Genomic DNA, 17,304 nt, shown 5'->3' with positions numbered 1-17,304 from the left:
GGTGTCGCAATTCGCCGACTCGTGACACCATCCCGAAGGCGACATCAAGTTACTGACGGTAAATCAGCTGTGTCGCCCTCTGACGACCGGAACTTTCGCTGGGGGGACAGTGAACCGAAGGCGCGGCGCCGCCGCACTCACTCTCATCTGCGCCATGGCCGTGCTGTGCAGCCCGGGGCTCGCGCATGCCGCGCCGCTGAAGCCGGAGCCGACCCCGAGTCCCGCCCTTGAGCAGGTGCGCAAGGAGATAGAGGACCTGTACCACCAGGCCGCCGCGGCCACGGACGCGTACAACCTCGCCGAGGAAGAGGCGAAGCGGCAGTCGGACCAGCTGGTCGCCCTCGCCAAGCAGATCGTCGCCGGGCAGGCGCGGATCGCCGACCTGAAGAACCGGGCGGGTGCCGCGGCGCGGGCCCAGTACCGCACCGGCGGGCTGCCGCCGGCCGCGCGGCTGGCGCTCAGCCCCACCCCCAACCAGTTCCTCGACAGCGCGGGCCTGCTCCGCCAGGGCGAGCGCGCCACCAAGGGCATGCTCAGCGAACTGGACCGCACGCAGAACGACTTGAAGCAGTACGCGAGGGACGCCAGCGTCCACTGGCAGACGCTCGAGGCCAACCGGCTGAAGAAGGACGCCGCGAAGAAGCGGGTCGCCGAGAAGATCAAGGCCGCCGAACTGCTGGAGAACCGGCTGGAGGCCGAGGAGAAGGCCCGGCTGCTCCAGTTGGAGCGCGAGGCCCAGTACCGGGCGCAGGACGACTGGCTCAAGACGGGCGCCCTGAAGGACGTCAACGGCAAGGCGACCGACGCCGGGAAGCGGGCCGTGCAGTACGCGACGGCGCAGATCGGCAAGCCGTACGGGTGGGGCGACGAGGGGCCGAACTCGTACGACTGCTCGGGGCTCACCTCGCAGGCGTGGCTGGCCGCGGGGCGGACGATCCCGCGGACCTCGCAGGAGCAGTTGCGGCTGTTGCCGAAGGTGGCGGTCAAGGACATGCGGCCGGGCGATCTGATCATCTACTTCGCCGATGCGAGTCATGTGGCCATGTACATAGGGGACGGCGCGATGGTGCATGCGCCGCGGCCGGGGCGGAACATCACGATCGCCGGCGCGGGCTCCATGCCGATCCGCGCGGTGGTCCGCCCGGACGCCTAACCCCCACGCCCCCGACGCCCCGGGGGCCACCTCGGCCTTGCCGATGCGCTGGGGCGCGACCTCCAGCCTCGCCGATGCCCTGGGGCGCAACCTCCAGCCTCGCCGATGCCCTGGGGCGCAACCTCCAGCCTCGCCGATGCCCTGGGGCGCGACCTCCAGCCTCGCCGGCGTTTGAGGCGCGGGTCCGGGCGGAGCCCGGTGCCCGGCGTCAGCCGGGTTGCCCTTCTGGGGCTCCGCCCCAGACCCCGCGCCTCAAACGCCGGCGAGGCTGGAAGTTGCCCGAGTGCCCGCCTCAAGCACCGGCGGGGCTGGGATGTGGCCCGCGCAGGCCGCGGACCACCTCAGGCGCCGGCGGCATCGGCAACGGCAACGGCGTCGGCACGGGCGGGGGAGGGATCGCCCCGGTGTCCGGCGTGATGTTCGTCATCCCGGTACGCGAGCTTTCCCCCAGGATTTCGGCATATGCCACCGGCCCGGCCCGTCACGCCATTCCGATTCCGCGGCCGGTAACGCTATGGTCCCCGTCTGGCGGGGTGCCGTTCCGCGCACCACCGCACCCTCGGGGGGAGGGAAGGAACCCAGACGATGCCCGTACCCGTACCGCGGCAGAGGGATACCCCGGCCGCGGAGAGCGGTCAGGCCGGTCTGCCCCCGCACTCTCTTACCCTGCTGGTGATCGAGGACGACCCGGCCGGCGGCCTCACCGTCCCCGAGATGCTCGACGGCGAGGGCAACCGCATCCGGATCCGCACCGCGCGCAACCTCACCGAGGCCGCGCGGCTGCTGACGCACGACGTGCACTGCATCCTGCTCGACCTGTCCCTGCCGGCCGGCGCCGCCGCCGACACGGCCGTCGACGAGCTGGCCACGCTGCGCCAGGTGCTCCGGATCGCCCCGCGCCACGCGGTGCTCGTCCTGACCTCCGAGGCCGACGCCGAGCGCGCCGCGGAGGCGGTCCGGGTCGGCGCCCAGGACTACCTCCACCGGGACGAGCTCGACGGCCGGCTGCTGAGCCGCGCCATCCGGTACGCGGTGGAGCGCAAGCGTGCCGACATCGCCCAGTACAAGCTTGCAGAATCGAAACTGCGGGCCCAGGAGAACGCCCGCCTGGAACGCGGCCTGCTGCCCACCCCGCTGCTGGAGGGCTCGGACCTGCGCTTCGCGGCCCGCTACCGCCCCGGCCGCAGCCGCGCGCTGCTCGGCGGGGACTTCTACGACACGGTGCGCACCCCGGACGGCACCGTCCACGCGATGATCGGCGACGTCTGCGGGCACGGCCCGGACGAGGCGGCGCTCGGCGTGGAGCTGCGGATCGCCTGGCGGGCGCTCACCCTGGCCGGGCTGTGCGGCGACGAGCTGCTCGCCACCCTCCAGGAGGTGCTGGAGGTGGAGCGGCCCAACGAGGAGATCTTCGCGACGCTCTGCACGGTGGACATCGCCCCCGACGGCCGCCGCGCCGGACTGTGCCTGGCCGGCCACCCGGCCCCGCTGATCGCCCGTCCCGGCCGACGCGCGCAGCTGCTCCCGTACGAGAACAGCGGCCCGGCGCTCGGCCTGCTGCCGCGGGCCCGCTGGCCGCGCCGCCAGGTCGAGCTGGGCGGCACCTGGAGCCTGATGCTCTACACGGACGGCCTGATCGAGGGCCGGATCGGCAAGGGCCGCGAGCGGCTGGGCCAGGACGGCATGGTCGAGATGATCAACCGGCACCTGGAGCGGGCGCTCAGCGGCGAGGCGCTGCTGGAGGCGGCCGTCACGGAGGCCCGCCGCCTCAACGGCGGCGAGCTCACGGACGACGTGGCCGTGGTCCTGCTGGACCGGGTGGCGGGCGGTCAGCGCCCGCCGTTGTAGGGACCGTACGGGCCGTCGCTGCTGCTGCCGCCGCGGCGCGGGCCGCCGCCCGAGACCTGCCGCAGCGCCGGCCGCACGTCCACGAAGAAGACGATGGTCGCGATCAGCCCGGCGATCTGCAGGAACAGCATCCCGAGGAACATGTCCACCAGGACCGTGATGCCGAGCATGATCAGCCAGAACGGCTTGGTCTGCTTGCCCGCGGCCCGGAACGCGTCCTCGCGGGACGTGGCGGCGAGGACGAGCGCGATGACGGCGGGCACGAGCGTGCCGAAGTACAGCAGCGTCGCGAGGAGCGAGTCGAACTTCTGCATCAACATCCCGGCACCAGCTTCGTCGTCGTGGATCGGACCGTCAGGGCCGTCGCCCGGCCCAGCGGCCAAGTTACCCGCTGACGGGCCAACGAACCGGACCCCCGCCCGGGTGCCCGGTCCGCGTGCCGCATGTCAGCCGGTCAGCTCTGGTCCGCGGGCTCGGCCGGGGCGGCCTTCTTCGCGGCGGGCTTGCGGGTGGCGGTCTTCCGGGCGGCGGGCTTCGCCGGCGCCTCGTCGGAGGCGGCCGCCTCGGACGCCCCGGGCTCGGCGGCGGCCTCGGAGGTCGCGGCCGGGGGCCCGGCGTCGACCGCGTCGGCGATGTCGACGATCTCGTCGGCCATCTCGCCGCGCCACTGCCGCACGGCCTGCTCGCCGTGCTCGGCGACCTTGTCGTACGTCTCCTTGGCGCGCACCGCGTACTCGGCGGCCACGCCGACCGAGCGCAGCGCCAGGTCCTGGGCCTGCTCGCCCAGCTTCTTCAGGTCGGCGTCGAAGGCGCCGATGACCTCGGTGACCTTGGCCGTGACGGCGGCCTGGGCCTCCTTGGCCTTCTCCTGGACCGCCTTGGGGTCGGTGTTGCGCACGGCGTCGATGCGCGCCGGGGCCTCGGCCCGCAGCTGGTCGATCAGCGCCGGCACCTTCTTGGCCCGCTGCACGGCGAGGTCGGCCGTACCGGCGGCGAAGTAGAGGGGAGTGGGGTCGGTGAGGGTCTTGCGCAGGTCATCGGTGATGGCCATGACTGGTCCTCCCGGATCGCAGTTCAGTTCGTTTTCGTGGTGTCCGCGCCATCGGTGTCGCCGTCGGTGCCACCGGGGGTGTCACCGCTGGGGGCTGCGCCGCCGTCGCCGTCGCCGGCAGCGGTCTCCAGGGCGCTCTCCTTGCGGAACGACTCGTAGATCTGCAGGAGCACCTGCTTCTGCCGTTCGTTGATCGACGGGTCGGCGAGGATGGCGGCACGGGTCTCCACCTCGTCCGGCTCGCGCTCGTCGAGTATCCCGGCCCGTACGTACAGCGTCTCGGCGGAGATCCGCAGCGCTTTGGCCAGCTGCTGGAGGATGTCCGCGCTCGGCTTGCGCAGCCCCCGCTCGATCTGGCTGAGGTACGGGTTCGAGACGCCCGCCGCGTCGGCCAGCTGCCGCAGCGAGAGCTGTGCCTGGCGGCGCTGCTCCCGCAGGTACTCGCCGAGATTGCCGACGTTGAGCGTTCCCATGCGCCGATCCTCCCCCACCTTGCTAACTTTTGCAAGCAGACGCTTGCAAAAGGCTTCCTACGCGTCCTCGTCCGGCTCGCGGAGCGCCTCGGCCAGCGGGTCCGACGTCAGCCGGGTCGGGTGCGCGAGGGCCTTCTCGTACGCCGTCCGTTCGAAGACGTACGGCCCGATCGGGAGCTCGCCCCACTCCTCGCGGCGGTACGGCTGCAGGAAGCCCGACCAGGTCACCGTGTCCGCGTCCACCGTGAGCCGCGCGCACAGCGGCCAGCACGCCCACACCCCGCACCGGCAGCCCAGCAGCACCGTCCGGTCGTCGCCCGCCTCGGCGAACCACTCGGCGGACCGGCCCGTGAAGTGGTCGGCCGGCGAGACCAGGTCCTCCTCGGACAGCCCGGCGTGCTGCCCCAGCACGATGCGCTCCCGCGCCGCGTCCGTCAGGTCCGGCTCGCTCTCGGCCAGCTCCGCCGTCCACCGCTCCCGCGTGGCGTCCGCGGCCACCGCCCGCAGGTCGACCCCGTCCACCCGGATCCCCCACAGCCAGTCGCCGACCGGATCCTCCTCCGTCCAGTCCACCCGCTGCGGACAGACGAAGAACTCGATGCTGTGCAACTACTTCTCCTTCGTGCCGATCACCACGTGCGCCGCGTACTCCTCAGATGAGACCACCCGCACCGCCAGCCCGGCGCGCACGAACGCGTCCGCCGTCTGCGGAGCTTGACGGCCGCTCGTCTCGATGAGCAGCCGGCCGCCCGGCGCCAGCCACCCGGGCGCGCCCGCCGCCACCCGCCGCTGCACCGCGAGCCCGTCCGCGCCCCCGTCCAGCGCCACCAGCGGCTCGTACTCGCGCGCCTCCGGCGGGAGCAGCCCGATCTCCCCGGTGGGCACGTACGGCGCGTTGACCACGAGGACGTCCACCCGGCCGCGCAGCCCCGGCGGCAGCGCCGCGTACAGGTCGCCCTCGTGGACCCGGCCGCTCGCCGCCGCGACGTTGCGCCGCGCGTACCGGACGGCCTCCGGCTCGATGTCCGCGGCGTGCAGCTCCACCCCCGGGGTGGCGGCGGCGACCGCGGCGCCGACCGCGCCGACCCCGCAGCACAGGTCCAGGACCACCGACCCGGGGCCGGCCAGCCCGGCCGCCTGCGCGACCAGGAACTCGCTGCGCCGCCGCGGTACGAACACCCCGGGGCCCACCTCGATCCGCAGCCCGCAGAACGCGGCCCAGCCGACCACGTGTTCCAGCGGATGGCCCATGACCCGGCGCGCCACCAGGGCGTCGAGTTCCTCGGATGTCCCGGCGGCCGCAACCAGCAGCTCGGCCTCGTCCTCGGCGAAGACACAGCCGGCGGCGCGCAGGGCCGTCACCACGGGAGAAAGATCGGAAAGCGTCACGTACGGTCACCCTACTCGGAGCGTTGTCGGGCACTGCGGGTACTGCGGGTACTGCGGGTACTGCGGGCACTGCGGAAACAGCAAGGGGGCCCGGGCGGGCCGGGCGGACCGGGCGGCGGGGTCAGGCGTCGAGGAACGTCAGGTCGAGCCGCGCCAGCCGCTCGGGGTCGGCCAGGATGTCGATCTCCACGATGCGGCCGCCGCTGACCGTGAAGCCCAGCACCGCCCCCGGCTTACCGCCGGGCATCGTGACCACCCCGGGCGCGCCGTTGACCATCGCGGGCACCCCGAGGGCGCCCAGCTTCGCGAAGGTGAGGGCCTGCCGGGCCACCGCCGCCGCGCCGCGCAGCAGCTTGGAGGCGCCGCCGGAGCCCGGGCCGAGGTCCACGCGCAGCAGTACGTCCGGGTCCAGGACGGTCAGGAGTCCCTCGAAGTCACCCTCGCGCGAGGCGGCGAGAAAGGCGGAGACGGCCTCCCGCTGGACGGCGAGGTCGGCGTCGGGGGTGGGCGCGCCGCCCCGGACCCGCCGCCGGGCCCGGCTGGCGAGCTGCCGGGTCGCGGCGGGGGTCCGGTCCACGACGGGGGCGATCTCCTCGAAGGGCATCCCGAACATGTCGTGCAGCACGAACGCCAGGCGCTCGGCCGGGGCGAGCTGTTCCAGGACCACCAGCAGGGCGAGGCCCACCGAGTCCGCGATCAGCGCGTCCTGTTCCGGGCCGGGCGGGGGGTCCAGCGGGCCGAGCACCGGCTCGGGCACCCGTACGGGTGCCTCGCCGTAGCCGGTCGGGGAGCCGTCCAGCGGCTCCTCGCGGCGGGAGGCGCGGCGGCGCAGCTGGTCGAGGCAGACGCGACCGACGACGGTCGTCAGCCAGCCACCGAGGTTGTCGACATCGGTGGTGTCGGTGCGGTCCATCCGTAGCCAGGCCTCTTGGACCGCGTCCTCGGCTTCGCTCACCGAGCCGAGCATCCGGTAGGCCACGGCTCGCAGGTGGCCCCGGTTCTCCTCGAACCTGGCCGCCAGGTAGTCGCGCTCGTGCGCCGCCGTCGTCCGCTCCTGCATGGTCCGCTCCCGCGTCGTGTGGTCGATCGCTCCGCCGTACACCCCTCTGACGCACTGGCCCCCACCGATGTGACAACGCCCGCCACCGTCCAAGCCCACCTCGCGGCCAACCCCCAGCCCCGCCGGCGTTCGAGGCGGAGCCTGGGCGCAGCCCGCCCCAGCCTCCCCGGTGCGCTGAGGCGCAATTCCCAGCCCCGCCGGCGTTTGAGGCGCGGGGTTTGGGGCGGAGCCCCAAGACTGCAACCCGGCTCCGCCGGGTACCGGGCTCCGCCCGGACCCGCGCCTCAAACGCCGGCGAGGCTGGGTGTTGCCCCTCGGGCAGCCGGCAAGGACGGGATTGTCCCCAGGGCGTCGGCGAAGCTGGGGGTTACACCCACAGGCGCGGTAAGGCTGGGGTTGCACCCGCAGGGCCGGGCTGGAGGTGGCCGCCCAAGCGGTCGCGCATTGGCAGCCGGTAGCGGCGGCAGCCGGTAGGGGCGGCGGCAGCCGGTAGGGGGTCAGAAGAGGTCGGGGCACCAAGGGCGGCGGGGGGTGTGGAAGAGGGTGTCGGTGCGGGCGGCGGCGCCCGGCACCAGCTCGGACAGGCGCCCGAGCGCGGCCAGGCGCACGGCGGACCCGTCCCCCAGGTACAGCGCCCCCAGCTCGGCAACGCCCAGCCGCAGTTCCGCCGGATCGCCGGTGCGCGTGCACACGGCGGCCCCGTCCGGGCCCACGGCCACCCGGTAGCGCCCCGCGGCCCACCCGTCCGCGTCCTCGACCTCCAACACCAGCGTGCCGGGCACCTCGTACGTACGCGCCTCCAGGGCCCGTACGACGTCCAGCAGCCGCACCCACAGCCAGTCGGCGTGCGTGACGACCGAGGCGGCGCGCGGGTTCGGGAACAGGTCCGGGAGCAGGTCGTCGGGCGCCCGGTAGCCGGTCCGGACGGTCGCGATCCAGTCGATGGAGCACAGGTAGTGCCACAGGGCCCGCTCGGCGGCGGGGGTGAGCGCGATCAGGTCCTTGACGGTGGCGGTGTTCTGCGGGACCTTCGCGTCGCCCCAGCGGTCGTCGGCCGTGTAGACGGCCAGGCCCTCCACCTCGCCCGCGGGCGACCGGTAGACGACGGAGAACGGCTCGGTCCACGGGCGGCCGGGCAGCCGCTCCAGGCCGGTGTTCAGGCTCCACCAGCGGGAGTCCCGGTCGATGACGCCGTGCCGGGCGGCCCGCAGCCGTTCGTGCAGGGCGGGGCCGACGGCCCGTACCTCCGAGGGGTCGGCGAAGTCGATGCGGCCGCCGCACGCGGGGCGGCCGGTGCGGCGCGGGTCGAGGCCGGTGCGCGACACGTCGATCGCCCACTCCGTCAGGGAGGTCGCGGGGCCGAAGCCGTACCGGCCGTAGATCGGGTACTCGGCCGCCACCAGCGTGGCCAGGACGTCGCCGCGCTCGTGCGCGGCCCGCAGGTCGGTCTCCATCATCCGGCGCAGCAGGCCGCGGCGGCGGTGCGTGGGCAGCACGGTCACCCGCGACACGGCGTCCGCGGGCACTTCGGCCCCGCCGGGCACGGTGAGCTTCTGCCGGAACGAGCGGAAGGTGGCGACGCAGCGCCCGCCGTCCGGTTCGAAGGCTCCCTGGATGCGGCTCATGTCGAAGTACTTGGCGCGCTGGACGGCCTCTTCGTCCGTGACCCCGGGCGGGCTGAGGAATCCCACCTGGGCCGCCGTCAGCCACGTACGGAGCTCGGACTCGGCGATCACACGGACGTCGACGGCGGGGGGCGCGGGGTCGGCAGGAGGCGCGGAGTCAGCCGGGGGCACGGAGGCCGCGGCAGGCACGGGGACGGCAGGAGGCAGGGAGGTGCCGGGGGCGCTCATTCGCACCACGCTACGACCGCCCCCGCCGGGCCGTCACCCGAATTTCGCGGCGCCGGGACGGCGGCCCGGCCCCGCCCGTACGGGAGGTCAGGCGAGCAGGTCGTCGACCTGTGCCTCGCCCTCCCGGTACCTGCGGGTGATCTCCGCGCTGCAGTCGTCCGTGGTGTGCTGGAGCTGCTGCCGGCGCCGCGACACCTGGTGCTCGTAGCCCACCAGCCGGGCCATCGCGTCGTGCAGCTCCTCGTCCGTACGGGCCGCCAGGTCGGACAGTTCGACGTCGGAGAGCATCTCGGCGGCCAGCATCCGGTACTCCTCGCTGTGCGGAGTGCCGAGCGTGACGTGCCGGGCCGAGGCGCTGCGCGTGGAGGGGGCGTCGGCGAGGATCTCCGAGAGCCGGTCCACGACGGGCGCCTCCGGGTCGGCCCGCCGGGCCACCTCGGCCCGCAGGATGTCGATGCGGCCCTGCAACAGCCGCCGTACGTAGCTGAGGTCGGCCTCGTCTCGCTGGGCCTCGCGGCGCAGCGTGCGCAGCTCCGGCAGCCGCAGCCCGCCGAGGCCGAGCGCGTGCGCTTGTCCTTGCCCAGGCCCATGCCCGTGCCCGTGCCCGCCGGACCGGCCGCCGACTGTGAGGCCGCCGCCCGGCGTCCCGTCGGGCGCCCGGTCCGCGTCCGCGGTGCGCTGCAGAGGGGGCCGGAGGGCCGTCGGGGCGTTCACGGCAGCCGGTCCCTGAGGCTGCCCGGCACCTGAAGTGTTCATGCGAATCTGTCCCCTCGACCCGTGCGGTACACCGCCTGCGTGCATCGTGCCACTCTCCGTGGTGCCGATGCAGTCGCACTCCACCCGATCGGCCCCGGACGGGTGCACGCCTGCTACACAAGGGGTATGCGAGCAGTGGTTCAGCGAGTGGACGGGGCGGCCGTGACCGTCGCCGGAGAGACCGTCGGCGAGATCGTCGGCGAGGGGCTGTGCGTCCTGGTGGGCGCGACGCACGAGGACACCCCCGAGAAGGCCGCCCAACTGGCCCGGAAGCTGTGGTCGGTGCGGATCCTGGAGGGCGAGAAGTCCTGTAGCGACGTGGCCGCGCCGCTGCTGGTGATCTCCCAGTTCACCCTCTACGGAGACGCCCGCAAGGGCCGCCGGCCCACGTGGAACGCGGCGGCTCCCGGCGAGGTCGCCGAGCCGCTGGTGGACGCGGTCGTGGCGGAACTGCGGGCGCTGGGCGCGACGGTGGAGACGGGCCGGTTCGGTGCGGACATGCGCGTCTCGCTGACGAACAACGGCCCGTTCACGGTCCTGATCGAGGTCTAGGGCGCGGGGTCCCTTCCGGGACCCGTTCGGATACCGGAAGGGTGCCGGAACGGGCCGGCGGCCGCGGCTTCGGGCCGGCGGCCGCGGCTTCGGGCCGGTGGCCGCGGCTTCGGGCCGGTGGCCGCGGCCCGGCTACGGCGCGACCACGACCTCCTGGGCGGCGGCCGTCGTGCCGGCCAGCAGCGGGGCGTCCACCGGGACGTTCCGCTTGACCAGCGCGAGCGCGATCGGCCCGAGCTCGTGGTGGCGGGCCGCGGTGGTGATGAAACCGAGCTGGCGGCCCTCGGCGCCGTCCGCGGCCAGCCGCACCGGCGTGCCGTGGCCGGGCAGCAGCACCTCGCTGCCGTCCAGGTGCAGGAAGACCAGCCGGCGCGGCGGCTTCCCCAGGTTGTGGACGCGCGCGACGGTCTCCTGGCCGCGGTAGCAGCCCTTCTGAAGGTGCACGGCGGTGCCGATCCAGCCCAGCTCGTGCGGGATGGTGCGGTGGTCGGTCTCCAGGCCGAGCCGCGGCCGGTGCCCCTCGACGCGCAGCGCCTCGTACGCGAGGAGTCCGGCGGCGGGGCCGTGCGTACCGGCGAAGGCCGCCAGCTCGCCGCGCGGCAGGAACACGTCGCGCCCGTACGGGGTCTCCCGTACGACCAGGTGCTCGGGCACCTCGGCGATGGAGCCGGCCGGCAGGTGGACCACGGCGAAGTCGTCGGTGCGGTCGGCGACCTCGACGCGGTAGAAGAACTTCATCGCCTCCAGGTAGCCGATGAGGTCCTTCTGGGTGCCGGGCTCCACGTGCGCCCACACCGTCTCGCCGTCGTCAACGAGGTACAGGGCGTGCTCGATGTGGCCGTTGGCGGAGAGGATCAGCGCCTCGGTGGCCTGGCCCGCGGGCAGGTCGGTGACGTGCTGGGTGAGCAGCAGGTGCAGCCAGCTGAGCCGTTCCGGACCGGAGACGGCGACGACACCGCGGTGGGAGAGGTCGACGAAACCCCGGCCGTCGGCGAGAGAGCGCTGCTCTCGGAACAGATCACCGTAATGGGCGGCGACGTCTTCGTCACGGCCTTCGGCCGCCACGGCGCCGGGCAGGGCAAGCAAAGGGCTGGTCATGGACCAAGCGTACGACTGCCTACGACGGGTCCGTCCGGGGCCCGGCAGCGCAGTCCCGGCACTGCCCGAAGATCGCGAAGTGCTTCATGTCGGTGTCGAACCCGAACGTCTCGCGCAGCTTCGCCGTGAAGTCCGCCGCGACCTCGACGTCCGCCTCGATGACCTCGGTGCAGTCCCGGCACACCAGGTGGATGTGGTGGTGCCGGTCGGCGAGGTGGTAGGTGGGAGCGCCGTGCCCGAGGTGCGCGTGCGAGACGAGCCCCAGTTCCTCCAGCAGCTCCAGCGTCCGGTACACGGTGGAGATGTTCACCCCGGAGGCCGTCTTACGGACCTCGACGAGGATCGCGTCCGGCGTCGCGTGCTCCAGTGCGTCGACCGCTTCGAGCACAAGCTGCCGCTGCGGCGTCAGCCGGTAGCCGCGCTGCCGCAGGTCGCTCTTCCAGTCGGTAGTCACCACGCCGCCAGTCTAAGCTCGCCCGTCAATCCCGGGGCGGCCGAACGCGACGGAGCCCCCGGCGGCTGCCGGGGGCTCCGAGGCGTGGTCGCGCGTGCGCGGTGCGGCACGGGCGGTCTGGCGGAACGCAGGCGGTCTAGCGGAAGAAGGCGATGCCGTCGTCCGGCATGTCCGGGAGGTTGCGGGCCATCTCGGCGACCTCTTCGGGGGTGACGACCTTCTTCAGCTGGGCCGACATGTACGGGCGCAGCTCGACCTCGGGGGTGGCCTTCTCGCCCACCCACATCAGGTCGCTCTTGACGTAGCCGTAGAGGCGCTTGCCGCCGCTGTACGGGCCCGAGGCGGCGGTGCGGGCGACCGCGTCCGTGGCCAGGTCGATCTGCGGCTTCTGATCGGCGAGCTGCCCGTACCAGATCTCCACCACGCCCTGGTCGCGCACCATGACGACCTCGACGTTGCGGTCCTTGTCGATGCGCCAGTAGCCGGACTCGGACTCCAGCGGCCGCACCTTGTTGCCGTCGGCGTCGAGGACCCAGCTGCGCGAGGTGTACTCCAGGAAGTCCCGGCCGTCGTGGCTGAAGACGACCTCCTGGCCGAAGTTGCACTTCTCCTCACCGGGGAAGTCGAAGACTCCCGCGCCTTCCCAGGTGCCGAGGAGGAAGGCGAGCGGGACGAGGCCCGGGTTCAGGTCGGACGGGATCTGGATCATGGGTGGCAGCTCTGTCGATCTGTCGGGTGCGGTGGGTGGGCGAGGGGTCCGGGGCGGTCAGACGCTCAGCGCTGGCCCTGGTACAGCTTCTTCACGGCCAGACCGGAGAAGGCGAGAACGCCGACGCAGACCAGGACCAGCAGGGAGGTGAAGACTGCCTCAAGCACGGGGTGCTCCTCGGAGGATTCGTGGGGTCCCCCCGGACGGAGCCGGCGGGAGGTACGGGCCGGTCCCCAAGCCTACTGGTCCGGGGACCGACGCTCTCTGTGAGGTGGGCTGCCAGGGGGTGTCCCTACGGTTCGGCATCCCTGCCGGGGCGGCGCTTGCCGTCGAGTTCGTCCCACCACTCGTCGGACTGCGGGTCGCCCGAGGGGTCGTCCCACCAGCGGTCTTCCGGGCCGCGCCGGTTCGCGATCATCGCCGCGACCGGCGGGATGAGCATCGCCACCACGCACATGGCCACCGCCGCCTCGACCGACCACAGGCGCACGAAGGCCCAGGCGGACACGAAGAGGACGAGGCATCCGCCCATCAGCAGGAAGTAGGCGCGGCGCCGCCGGGCGTACATACCTTCAGGGTAGGCCCGGCCCGCCGGATCCGAACCTCGTGGCGGGCCGCCGTGCGGGCCCCGGACGGCACGAAGGGCCGCACCCCGTTCCAGTGGCGTCCAACCCCCTGGGGTGCGGCCCTTCGGCCGGTCATGCGGTGCTGCCCGAGGGGCGGTCTCAGACGGCGATCGCGACGTCCGTCACGCCGCCGGTCTCCACGACCACGACCTTGCGGTCCGCGGTGCCGCCCGGCACCAGCGCACGCAGGGTCCACTCGCCCTCGGCCGCGTAGAAGCGGAACTGTCCGGTGGCCGAGGTCGGAACCTCGGCGGTGAACTCGCCGCCCTGGTCCAGCAGTCGCACGTAACCGGTGACGGGCTCGCCGTCCTTGGTCACCTGGCCCTGGATGGTGGTCTCACCGGGCTTGATCGTCGATGCGTCCGGGCCGCCGGCCTGCGCTCCACACATGTCTCTGTCCTGTCCTAGAGAAGGTCCTGCGGGTCTTGCCCGCCGCGGCCGCGCAGTGCGTACTGCGTGCCGCGGCGTATCACGGTGCCCGGAATTACTTGTTGGCGCCGAGCTCGATCGGCACGCCGACGAGGGAGCCGTACTCGGTCCACGAGCCGTCGTAGTTCTTGACGTTCTCCTGGCCGAGCAGCTCGTGCAGCACGAACCAGGTCAGCGCGGAGCGCTCGCCGATGCGGCAGTACGCGATGGTGTCCTTCGCCAGGTCGACCTGCTCGGCCTGGTAGAGGGCGACGAGCTCCTCGTCCGACTTGAAGGTGCCGTCGTCGTTGGCGTTCTTCGACCACGGGATGTTGCGGGCGCTGGGCACGTGGCCCGGGCGCTGCGACTGCTCCTGCGGGAGGTGCGCCGGGGCGAGCAGCTTGCCGGAGAACTCGTCGGGCGAGCGGACGTCGACGATGTTCAGGGAGCCGATCGCGGCCACGACGTCGTCGCGGAACGCGCGGATCGAGGTGTCCTGGGCCTGCGCCTTGTACGCGGTGGCCGGGCGCTGCGGGACCTCGGAGCCGTCGACCAGGTCGCGGGAGTCGAGCTCCCACTTCTTGCGGCCGCCGTCGAGGAGCTTCACGCTGCCGTGGCCGTAGAGCTTGAAGTACCAGTAGGCGTACGACGCGAACCAGTTGTTGTTGCCGCCGTAGAGGACGACGGTGTCGTCGTTGGAGATGCCCTTCGCCGAGAGGAGCTTCTCGAAGCCCTCCTGGTCCACGAAGTCGCGGCGGACCGGGTCCTGGAGGTCCTGCTTCCAGTCGATCCGGACGGCGTTCTTGATGTGGTTCTTGTCGTACGCGGACGTGTCTTCGTCGACCTCGACGATGACGACGTTCGCGTCGTCCAGGTGGGCCTCGACCCAGTCGGCGTCTACGAGGACGTCGCTGCGGCTCATGGTGTTCTCCTCCGGGGCAGTGTGCGGCGAGGTGGTGCAGTTGCTGCGGGTGCTGCTGCGTGGGTGCTGCTGCTGCGTGAAGCCGGGGTGCGCTCGATCGTCCTGCGCGGGGAGGCGGAGGGGCGGGAGGCGGGTGCGGTCACGCGGGAAGGGCCGGCGTGCGGCCGAGTGGGAGCGGCTGCGCTCACATCGAGCGACAGAGCATGGCGGCGACGCGGCACAGGTCTACTGCCCGCCGCTTCGTGAGGTCCGCCTGCTGTCGCTTCATAGTCATGGATCGTAGGGACGAATCGGCGGGCCTGTCACCGTTGTGTCATATATCGAGACAGGATCGTCCGAATAGTGGGATGGAATTCGGATTCCGCTGCCGTCCGGGGCCGCCGGGGCCGCCTCGGAGCCCTGTTCATCTACGGTGCGGACCACTCTGTCTCACTATGCGGCCGGAGCCGTTCCGCAGACCTCCGCGAGCCCTCCACCGGGACCCCGGCGGAGCATGCGGGGGCCCGGCGCCGCGGGCCCCGCCTCAGTCGCCGAGGAGGACGTCCCGGCCGGCCAGGGTGGCCCGTACGCCGTCCGCGGACGTGGTCACCCCGGTGAGCCTCAGGCCCGTCGGCAGGCCTTCGATCCTGCGGTCGAAGTCCGTCTTGGAACGGATCAGCCCGGCCAGCCCCGGGAAGCCCTCGCCGGGCACCTCCGCGGCCCGCACGCGGACCGAACTGCCGTCCAGGAGCGTGACCTTGGAGACCACGCTACGCGAGAGGCTGCGGCCGAAGATGCCGATCGAGGCGGTCACCTTCACCGTGCCGGGGGCGCCGCCGTAGCCGACCGTGACCCCGAGGGGCGCGGCCCGCGTCAGGTCCTCGTACGAGAGGAACATCTCGCCGTCGACCCGGGACGCCGTGCCGCCGGACCAGCCGTCGTCCAGGCGGACGTCGTGGAACCGGGCGTCGATCCGGGTGATCCGCACCGGCCGGCCGGAGCTGCTGCGGGTCTCGACCCCGCTCAGCACGGCGTCCACCCGGTCAAGCCGGTCGGACACCGCCTGGGTCAGGAACGGGAACCCGGCGATGTCGACCTCGATGTCACCGGCCCGGGCCCCCCGGTCGAGCCGGACCTGCTCCTCGATCCGGCCCTCGGCCCAGTTCTCCGCGAACCGGTCGGCGCCGACGAGCAGGCCCGCCAGGACCACCCCGATGACGAGCAGGACACGCAGAACACGCGGTATGCGCACGGCTTCCCCCCTGAAATGCCTGAGCGTGATGTGCGCGGGGGGCCGGCCGGTGCGCCCGGCCGGCCCCCCGCCGTTCCGTACGGGTCAGCCGACGACCCGGCCGATGAGCGCGACGGCGGGCGCCGCGACGGCCAGCGGCAGCGCGACCCCGGCCGTCATGTGGACGAACTTCGACGGGTAGTCGTACGCGGCCACCCGCAGGCCGACCAGCGCGCACGCGCCGGCCACGAGGCCCAGCAACGCGCCACCCGCGCCCAGGTCGGTGAACCCGCCGACCGCGATCCCGGCCCCCGTGGCCGCGCCCAGCGCGGCGACGACGGACGCGACCTGCGGCAGCGGCAGGGCCCGCGCTACGGCGGCGACCGCCACGGCCGCCGCCCCCACGGTCACGGCCGCGTGGCCGGCGGCCAGGTAGCCGGTGCAGATGATCGCGAACGCGGCCGAGGCCACGCTCGCCATCAGGCCGTACACGCGCTCGTCGGGCGAGGCGTGGCTGCGCAGCTGGAGCACGAGGGTGAGCACCACCCACACGCCGAGGGTGCCCACGACGGCGCCCGCGGCGTGCTCCTCGGAGACGGCCAGCACGGCGGCGTCGGCCACGAGGGCGCCCGCGAAGGCGAGCACGATGCCCTGGCGGGCCGGCCACATGCCGTTGAGCCGGAACCAGCCGGCCGCGGTGAGCGCCTGCAGCAGCACCAGCGGGCCCAGCAGGACCAGCTCGCCGACCGGGGCCGCGACCGCGATCAGCAGGCCGAGCGCGGCGGTGAGCAGCGCGGACTGCGGGCCGGGGTCGATGATCGGCGACCGGCCCTCGGCACGGGCCTGCTTCGGGTCCCGGATCCGGGTGTTCCCCATCAGGGTCGGCGTGGAGTAGGCGGGCGCCCCGCCCGCTGCCGCCCCGGCCGCTGCCCCTGCCTCTGCCCCTGTCCCTGTCCCCGTACCTGCCCCTGCCTCTGCCTCTGCCTCTGCCTCAAGGCCGGGTTCCATGACGGCTGCCTCCTGCCGGGGCTCGGGGGCGGGCTCGGCGGCCCACTGCTGCTGCGGGGCGTACGCGTACGCCTCCTGGCCGGCCCCCGCGTCGGCGGACGGCTGCCGGTACAGCTCGGCCCCTTCACCACCACCGTGACCGGTGTGACCCATGTGACCGGCGTGACCGGCGTGAGCCGCGTGGTCGGCGTGAGCCGCGTGACGCGCCTGCCCGGTGTGATGCGCCGGACCCGCCTGACCCGTGTGGTCCGGCCGGCCCGCGTGCCGCGCGTGACCCGTGTGGTCAGAGTGACCCACCTGATCCGCGTGACCCGTCTGATCCGCCTGCCCGGGGGCCGCGGGCCACGCCGCGTGCTGCCCGCCGTGGCTCCCTGCGCCCTGCGGGTGCGGCTGGTGCCGGGGCTGCTGGTGTCCGGAGCCGTACGACCAGTCGTCCTGCGCGGCGGGCACCGCGGGCGCGGGCGTCCAGCCGGTCCCCTGCGCGGGCACGCCCGCCTGCGGCCACGCCGGGTCCGCCGGGTACGCCTCGGGCTGCTGGTGCTGCGGGTGCTGCTGCTGGTGCGGTACGGGTGCGGACGGGTCCGGGGCCGGCGGCTGGACCGGCTGGTACGAGGTGTCCCAGGTGTCCGAGGACCAGGTCTGGGTCGCGTACGGGTCGGAAGCCGGGGCCGCCTGCGGGTGCGACTGCGGGTTCGCGTCCGGGTTCGGGTTCGGGTCGTGGCTGCTCATGGGGT

The 17,304-nt window shown here is 73.4% G+C and carries 20 protein-coding genes; 3 read left to right on the top strand and 17 right to left on the bottom strand.

Annotated elements, in window-relative coordinates:
• Positions 1-109: 109 nt before the first annotated feature.
• Positions 110-1,153 carry a C40 family peptidase gene (locus OG764_RS19920; protein ID WP_328969765.1) on the top strand — a complete coding sequence of 348 codons (1,044 nt, stop codon included), beginning with the start codon at positions 110-112 and terminating at the stop codon, positions 1,151-1,153.
• Positions 1,154-1,738: 585 nt separating this feature from the next.
• Entirely contained in the window at positions 1,739-3,001 is a 1,263-nt protein-coding gene (locus OG764_RS19915) for a PP2C family protein-serine/threonine phosphatase (RefSeq protein ID WP_328969764.1), read from the top strand.
• On the opposite strand, the gene OG764_RS19910 is transcribed toward OG764_RS19915, so the two are convergent.
• The 8 genes from OG764_RS19910 to OG764_RS19875 form a co-directional block, all read right to left on the bottom strand.
• Complete coding sequence (locus tag OG764_RS19910; RefSeq protein ID WP_328969763.1) at positions 2,983-3,321, bottom strand: DUF2516 family protein; 339 nt, start codon at positions 3,319-3,321, stop codon at positions 2,983-2,985. The two genes, OG764_RS19915 and OG764_RS19910, sit on opposite strands and share 19 nt — an antisense overlap.
• 134 nt (positions 3,322-3,455) lie before the next feature.
• Positions 3,456-4,052, bottom strand: coding sequence for a hypothetical protein (locus OG764_RS19905; RefSeq protein WP_328969762.1), 597 nt, complete (start codon positions 4,050-4,052; stop codon positions 3,456-3,458).
• A 23-nt stretch (positions 4,053-4,075) separates the two neighbouring features.
• Positions 4,076-4,525, bottom strand: coding sequence for a helix-turn-helix domain-containing protein (locus OG764_RS19900; RefSeq protein ID WP_328969761.1), 450 nt, complete (start codon positions 4,523-4,525; stop codon positions 4,076-4,078).
• 57 nt (positions 4,526-4,582) lie between these two features.
• On the bottom strand, positions 4,583-5,134 hold the full coding sequence (locus OG764_RS19895; RefSeq protein ID WP_328969760.1) for a hypothetical protein: 552 nt from the start codon (positions 5,132-5,134) through the stop codon (positions 4,583-4,585).
• A complete protein-coding gene (locus tag OG764_RS19890; protein WP_328969759.1) occupies positions 5,135-5,914 on the bottom strand; it encodes a putative protein N(5)-glutamine methyltransferase in 780 nt (259 codons plus the stop codon).
• 121 nt (positions 5,915-6,035) lie between these two features.
• Positions 6,036-6,974: a sigma-70 family RNA polymerase sigma factor gene (locus OG764_RS19885; RefSeq protein WP_328969758.1), complete on the bottom strand. Its 939-nt coding sequence runs from the start codon at positions 6,972-6,974 to the stop codon at positions 6,036-6,038.
• A 497-nt stretch (positions 6,975-7,471) separates the two neighbouring features.
• On the bottom strand, positions 7,472-8,827 hold the full coding sequence (locus tag OG764_RS19880; protein ID WP_328969757.1) for a GNAT family N-acetyltransferase: 1,356 nt from the start codon (positions 8,825-8,827) through the stop codon (positions 7,472-7,474).
• Between the two features lie 87 nt (positions 8,828-8,914).
• The gene (locus tag OG764_RS19875) at positions 8,915-9,583 is read right to left on the bottom strand and encodes an RsiG family protein (RefSeq protein ID WP_328969756.1); all 669 of its coding nucleotides are present in this window, start codon (positions 9,581-9,583) and stop codon (positions 8,915-8,917) included.
• Positions 9,584-9,709: 126 nt separating this feature from the next.
• Between OG764_RS19875 and dtd the strand changes: the two genes are divergently transcribed.
• Entirely contained in the window at positions 9,710-10,135 is a 426-nt protein-coding gene (gene dtd / locus OG764_RS19870; RefSeq protein WP_328969755.1) for a D-aminoacyl-tRNA deacylase, read from the top strand.
• Positions 10,136-10,267: 132 nt separating this feature from the next.
• Here dtd and ygfZ read toward each other — a convergent pair whose 3' ends face one another.
• The 9 genes from ygfZ to OG764_RS19830 all read right to left on the bottom strand — a co-directional run bounded on the left by ygfZ (position 10,268) and on the right by OG764_RS19830 (position 17,299).
• Entirely contained in the window at positions 10,268-11,233 is a 966-nt protein-coding gene (ygfZ, locus tag OG764_RS19865; RefSeq protein ID WP_328969754.1) for a CAF17-like 4Fe-4S cluster assembly/insertion protein YgfZ, read from the bottom strand.
• A 19-nt stretch (positions 11,234-11,252) separates the two neighbouring features.
• Positions 11,253-11,690 carry a Fur family transcriptional regulator gene (locus OG764_RS19860; RefSeq protein WP_328969753.1) on the bottom strand — a complete coding sequence of 146 codons (438 nt, stop codon included), beginning with the start codon at positions 11,688-11,690 and terminating at the stop codon, positions 11,253-11,255.
• Between the two features lie 133 nt (positions 11,691-11,823).
• Positions 11,824-12,396: an FABP family protein gene (locus tag OG764_RS19855; protein WP_328969752.1), complete on the bottom strand. Its 573-nt coding sequence runs from the start codon at positions 12,394-12,396 to the stop codon at positions 11,824-11,826.
• A 292-nt stretch (positions 12,397-12,688) separates the two neighbouring features.
• Positions 12,689-12,964 (bottom strand): DUF3099 domain-containing protein, encoded by a 276-nt coding sequence (locus OG764_RS19850; RefSeq protein ID WP_328969751.1) that lies wholly within the window; start codon positions 12,962-12,964, stop codon positions 12,689-12,691.
• A 157-nt stretch (positions 12,965-13,121) separates the two neighbouring features.
• Positions 13,122-13,412 carry a DUF1416 domain-containing protein gene (locus tag OG764_RS19845; RefSeq protein WP_328969750.1) on the bottom strand — a complete coding sequence of 97 codons (291 nt, stop codon included), beginning with the start codon at positions 13,410-13,412 and terminating at the stop codon, positions 13,122-13,124.
• A 94-nt stretch (positions 13,413-13,506) separates the two neighbouring features.
• Positions 13,507-14,352, bottom strand: coding sequence for a sulfurtransferase (locus OG764_RS19840; protein WP_328969749.1), 846 nt, complete (start codon positions 14,350-14,352; stop codon positions 13,507-13,509).
• 184 nt (positions 14,353-14,536) lie between these two features.
• Positions 14,537-14,620 (bottom strand): putative leader peptide, encoded by an 84-nt coding sequence (locus OG764_RS41755; protein WP_372482430.1) that lies wholly within the window; start codon positions 14,618-14,620, stop codon positions 14,537-14,539.
• A 255-nt stretch (positions 14,621-14,875) separates the two neighbouring features.
• Positions 14,876-15,583 carry an LmeA family phospholipid-binding protein gene (locus OG764_RS19835; RefSeq protein WP_328969748.1) on the bottom strand — a complete coding sequence of 236 codons (708 nt, stop codon included), beginning with the start codon at positions 15,581-15,583 and terminating at the stop codon, positions 14,876-14,878.
• An 84-nt stretch (positions 15,584-15,667) separates the two neighbouring features.
• Positions 15,668-17,299, bottom strand: a complete 1,632-nt coding sequence (locus OG764_RS19830) for a hypothetical protein (protein ID WP_328969747.1) — start codon at positions 17,297-17,299, stop codon at positions 15,668-15,670.
• Positions 17,300-17,304: the final 5 nt, after the last annotated feature.

The sequence above is a fragment of the Streptomyces sp. NBC_00239 genome (assembly GCF_036194065.1).
In the GTDB taxonomy this organism is placed as follows: domain Bacteria; phylum Actinomycetota; class Actinomycetes; order Streptomycetales; family Streptomycetaceae; genus Streptomyces.
Note: the sequence above shows the minus strand (reverse complement) of the source record. Positions and strands in the feature narration are given on the sequence as shown.

Bases quoted from the DNA above. Each gene is read 5' to 3' on its own strand.
- OG764_RS19915 (WP_328969764.1), top strand. From the start codon at position 1,739: ATGCCCGTACCCGTACCGCGGCAGAGGGATACCCCGGCCGCGGAGAGC.
- OG764_RS19910 (WP_328969763.1), bottom strand. From the start codon at position 3,321: ATGTTGATGCAGAAGTTCGACTCGCTCCTCGCGACGCTGCTGTACTTC.
- OG764_RS19905 (WP_328969762.1), bottom strand. From the start codon at position 4,052: ATGGCCATCACCGATGACCTGCGCAAGACCCTCACCGACCCCACTCCC.
- OG764_RS19900 (WP_328969761.1), bottom strand. From the start codon at position 4,525: ATGGGAACGCTCAACGTCGGCAATCTCGGCGAGTACCTGCGGGAGCAG.
- OG764_RS19885 (WP_328969758.1), bottom strand. From the start codon at position 6,974: ATGCAGGAGCGGACGACGGCGGCGCACGAGCGCGACTACCTGGCGGCC.
- OG764_RS19880 (WP_328969757.1), bottom strand. From the start codon at position 8,827: ATGAGCGCCCCCGGCACCTCCCTGCCTCCTGCCGTCCCCGTGCCTGCC.
- OG764_RS19875 (WP_328969756.1), bottom strand. From the start codon at position 9,583: ATGAACACTTCAGGTGCCGGGCAGCCTCAGGGACCGGCTGCCGTGAAC.
- dtd (WP_328969755.1), top strand. From the start codon at position 9,710: ATGCGAGCAGTGGTTCAGCGAGTGGACGGGGCGGCCGTGACCGTCGCC.
- ygfZ (WP_328969754.1), bottom strand. From the start codon at position 11,233: ATGACCAGCCCTTTGCTTGCCCTGCCCGGCGCCGTGGCGGCCGAAGGC.
- OG764_RS19855 (WP_328969752.1), bottom strand. From the start codon at position 12,396: ATGATCCAGATCCCGTCCGACCTGAACCCGGGCCTCGTCCCGCTCGCC.
- OG764_RS19850 (WP_328969751.1), bottom strand. From the start codon at position 12,964: ATGTACGCCCGGCGGCGCCGCGCCTACTTCCTGCTGATGGGCGGATGC.
- OG764_RS19845 (WP_328969750.1), bottom strand. From the start codon at position 13,412: ATGTGTGGAGCGCAGGCCGGCGGCCCGGACGCATCGACGATCAAGCCC.
- OG764_RS19840 (WP_328969749.1), bottom strand. From the start codon at position 14,352: ATGAGCCGCAGCGACGTCCTCGTAGACGCCGACTGGGTCGAGGCCCAC.
- OG764_RS41755 (WP_372482430.1), bottom strand. From the start codon at position 14,620: ATGAAGCGACAGCAGGCGGACCTCACGAAGCGGCGGGCAGTAGACCTG.
- OG764_RS19830 (WP_328969747.1), bottom strand. From the start codon at position 17,299: ATGAGCAGCCACGACCCGAACCCGAACCCGGACGCGAACCCGCAGTCG.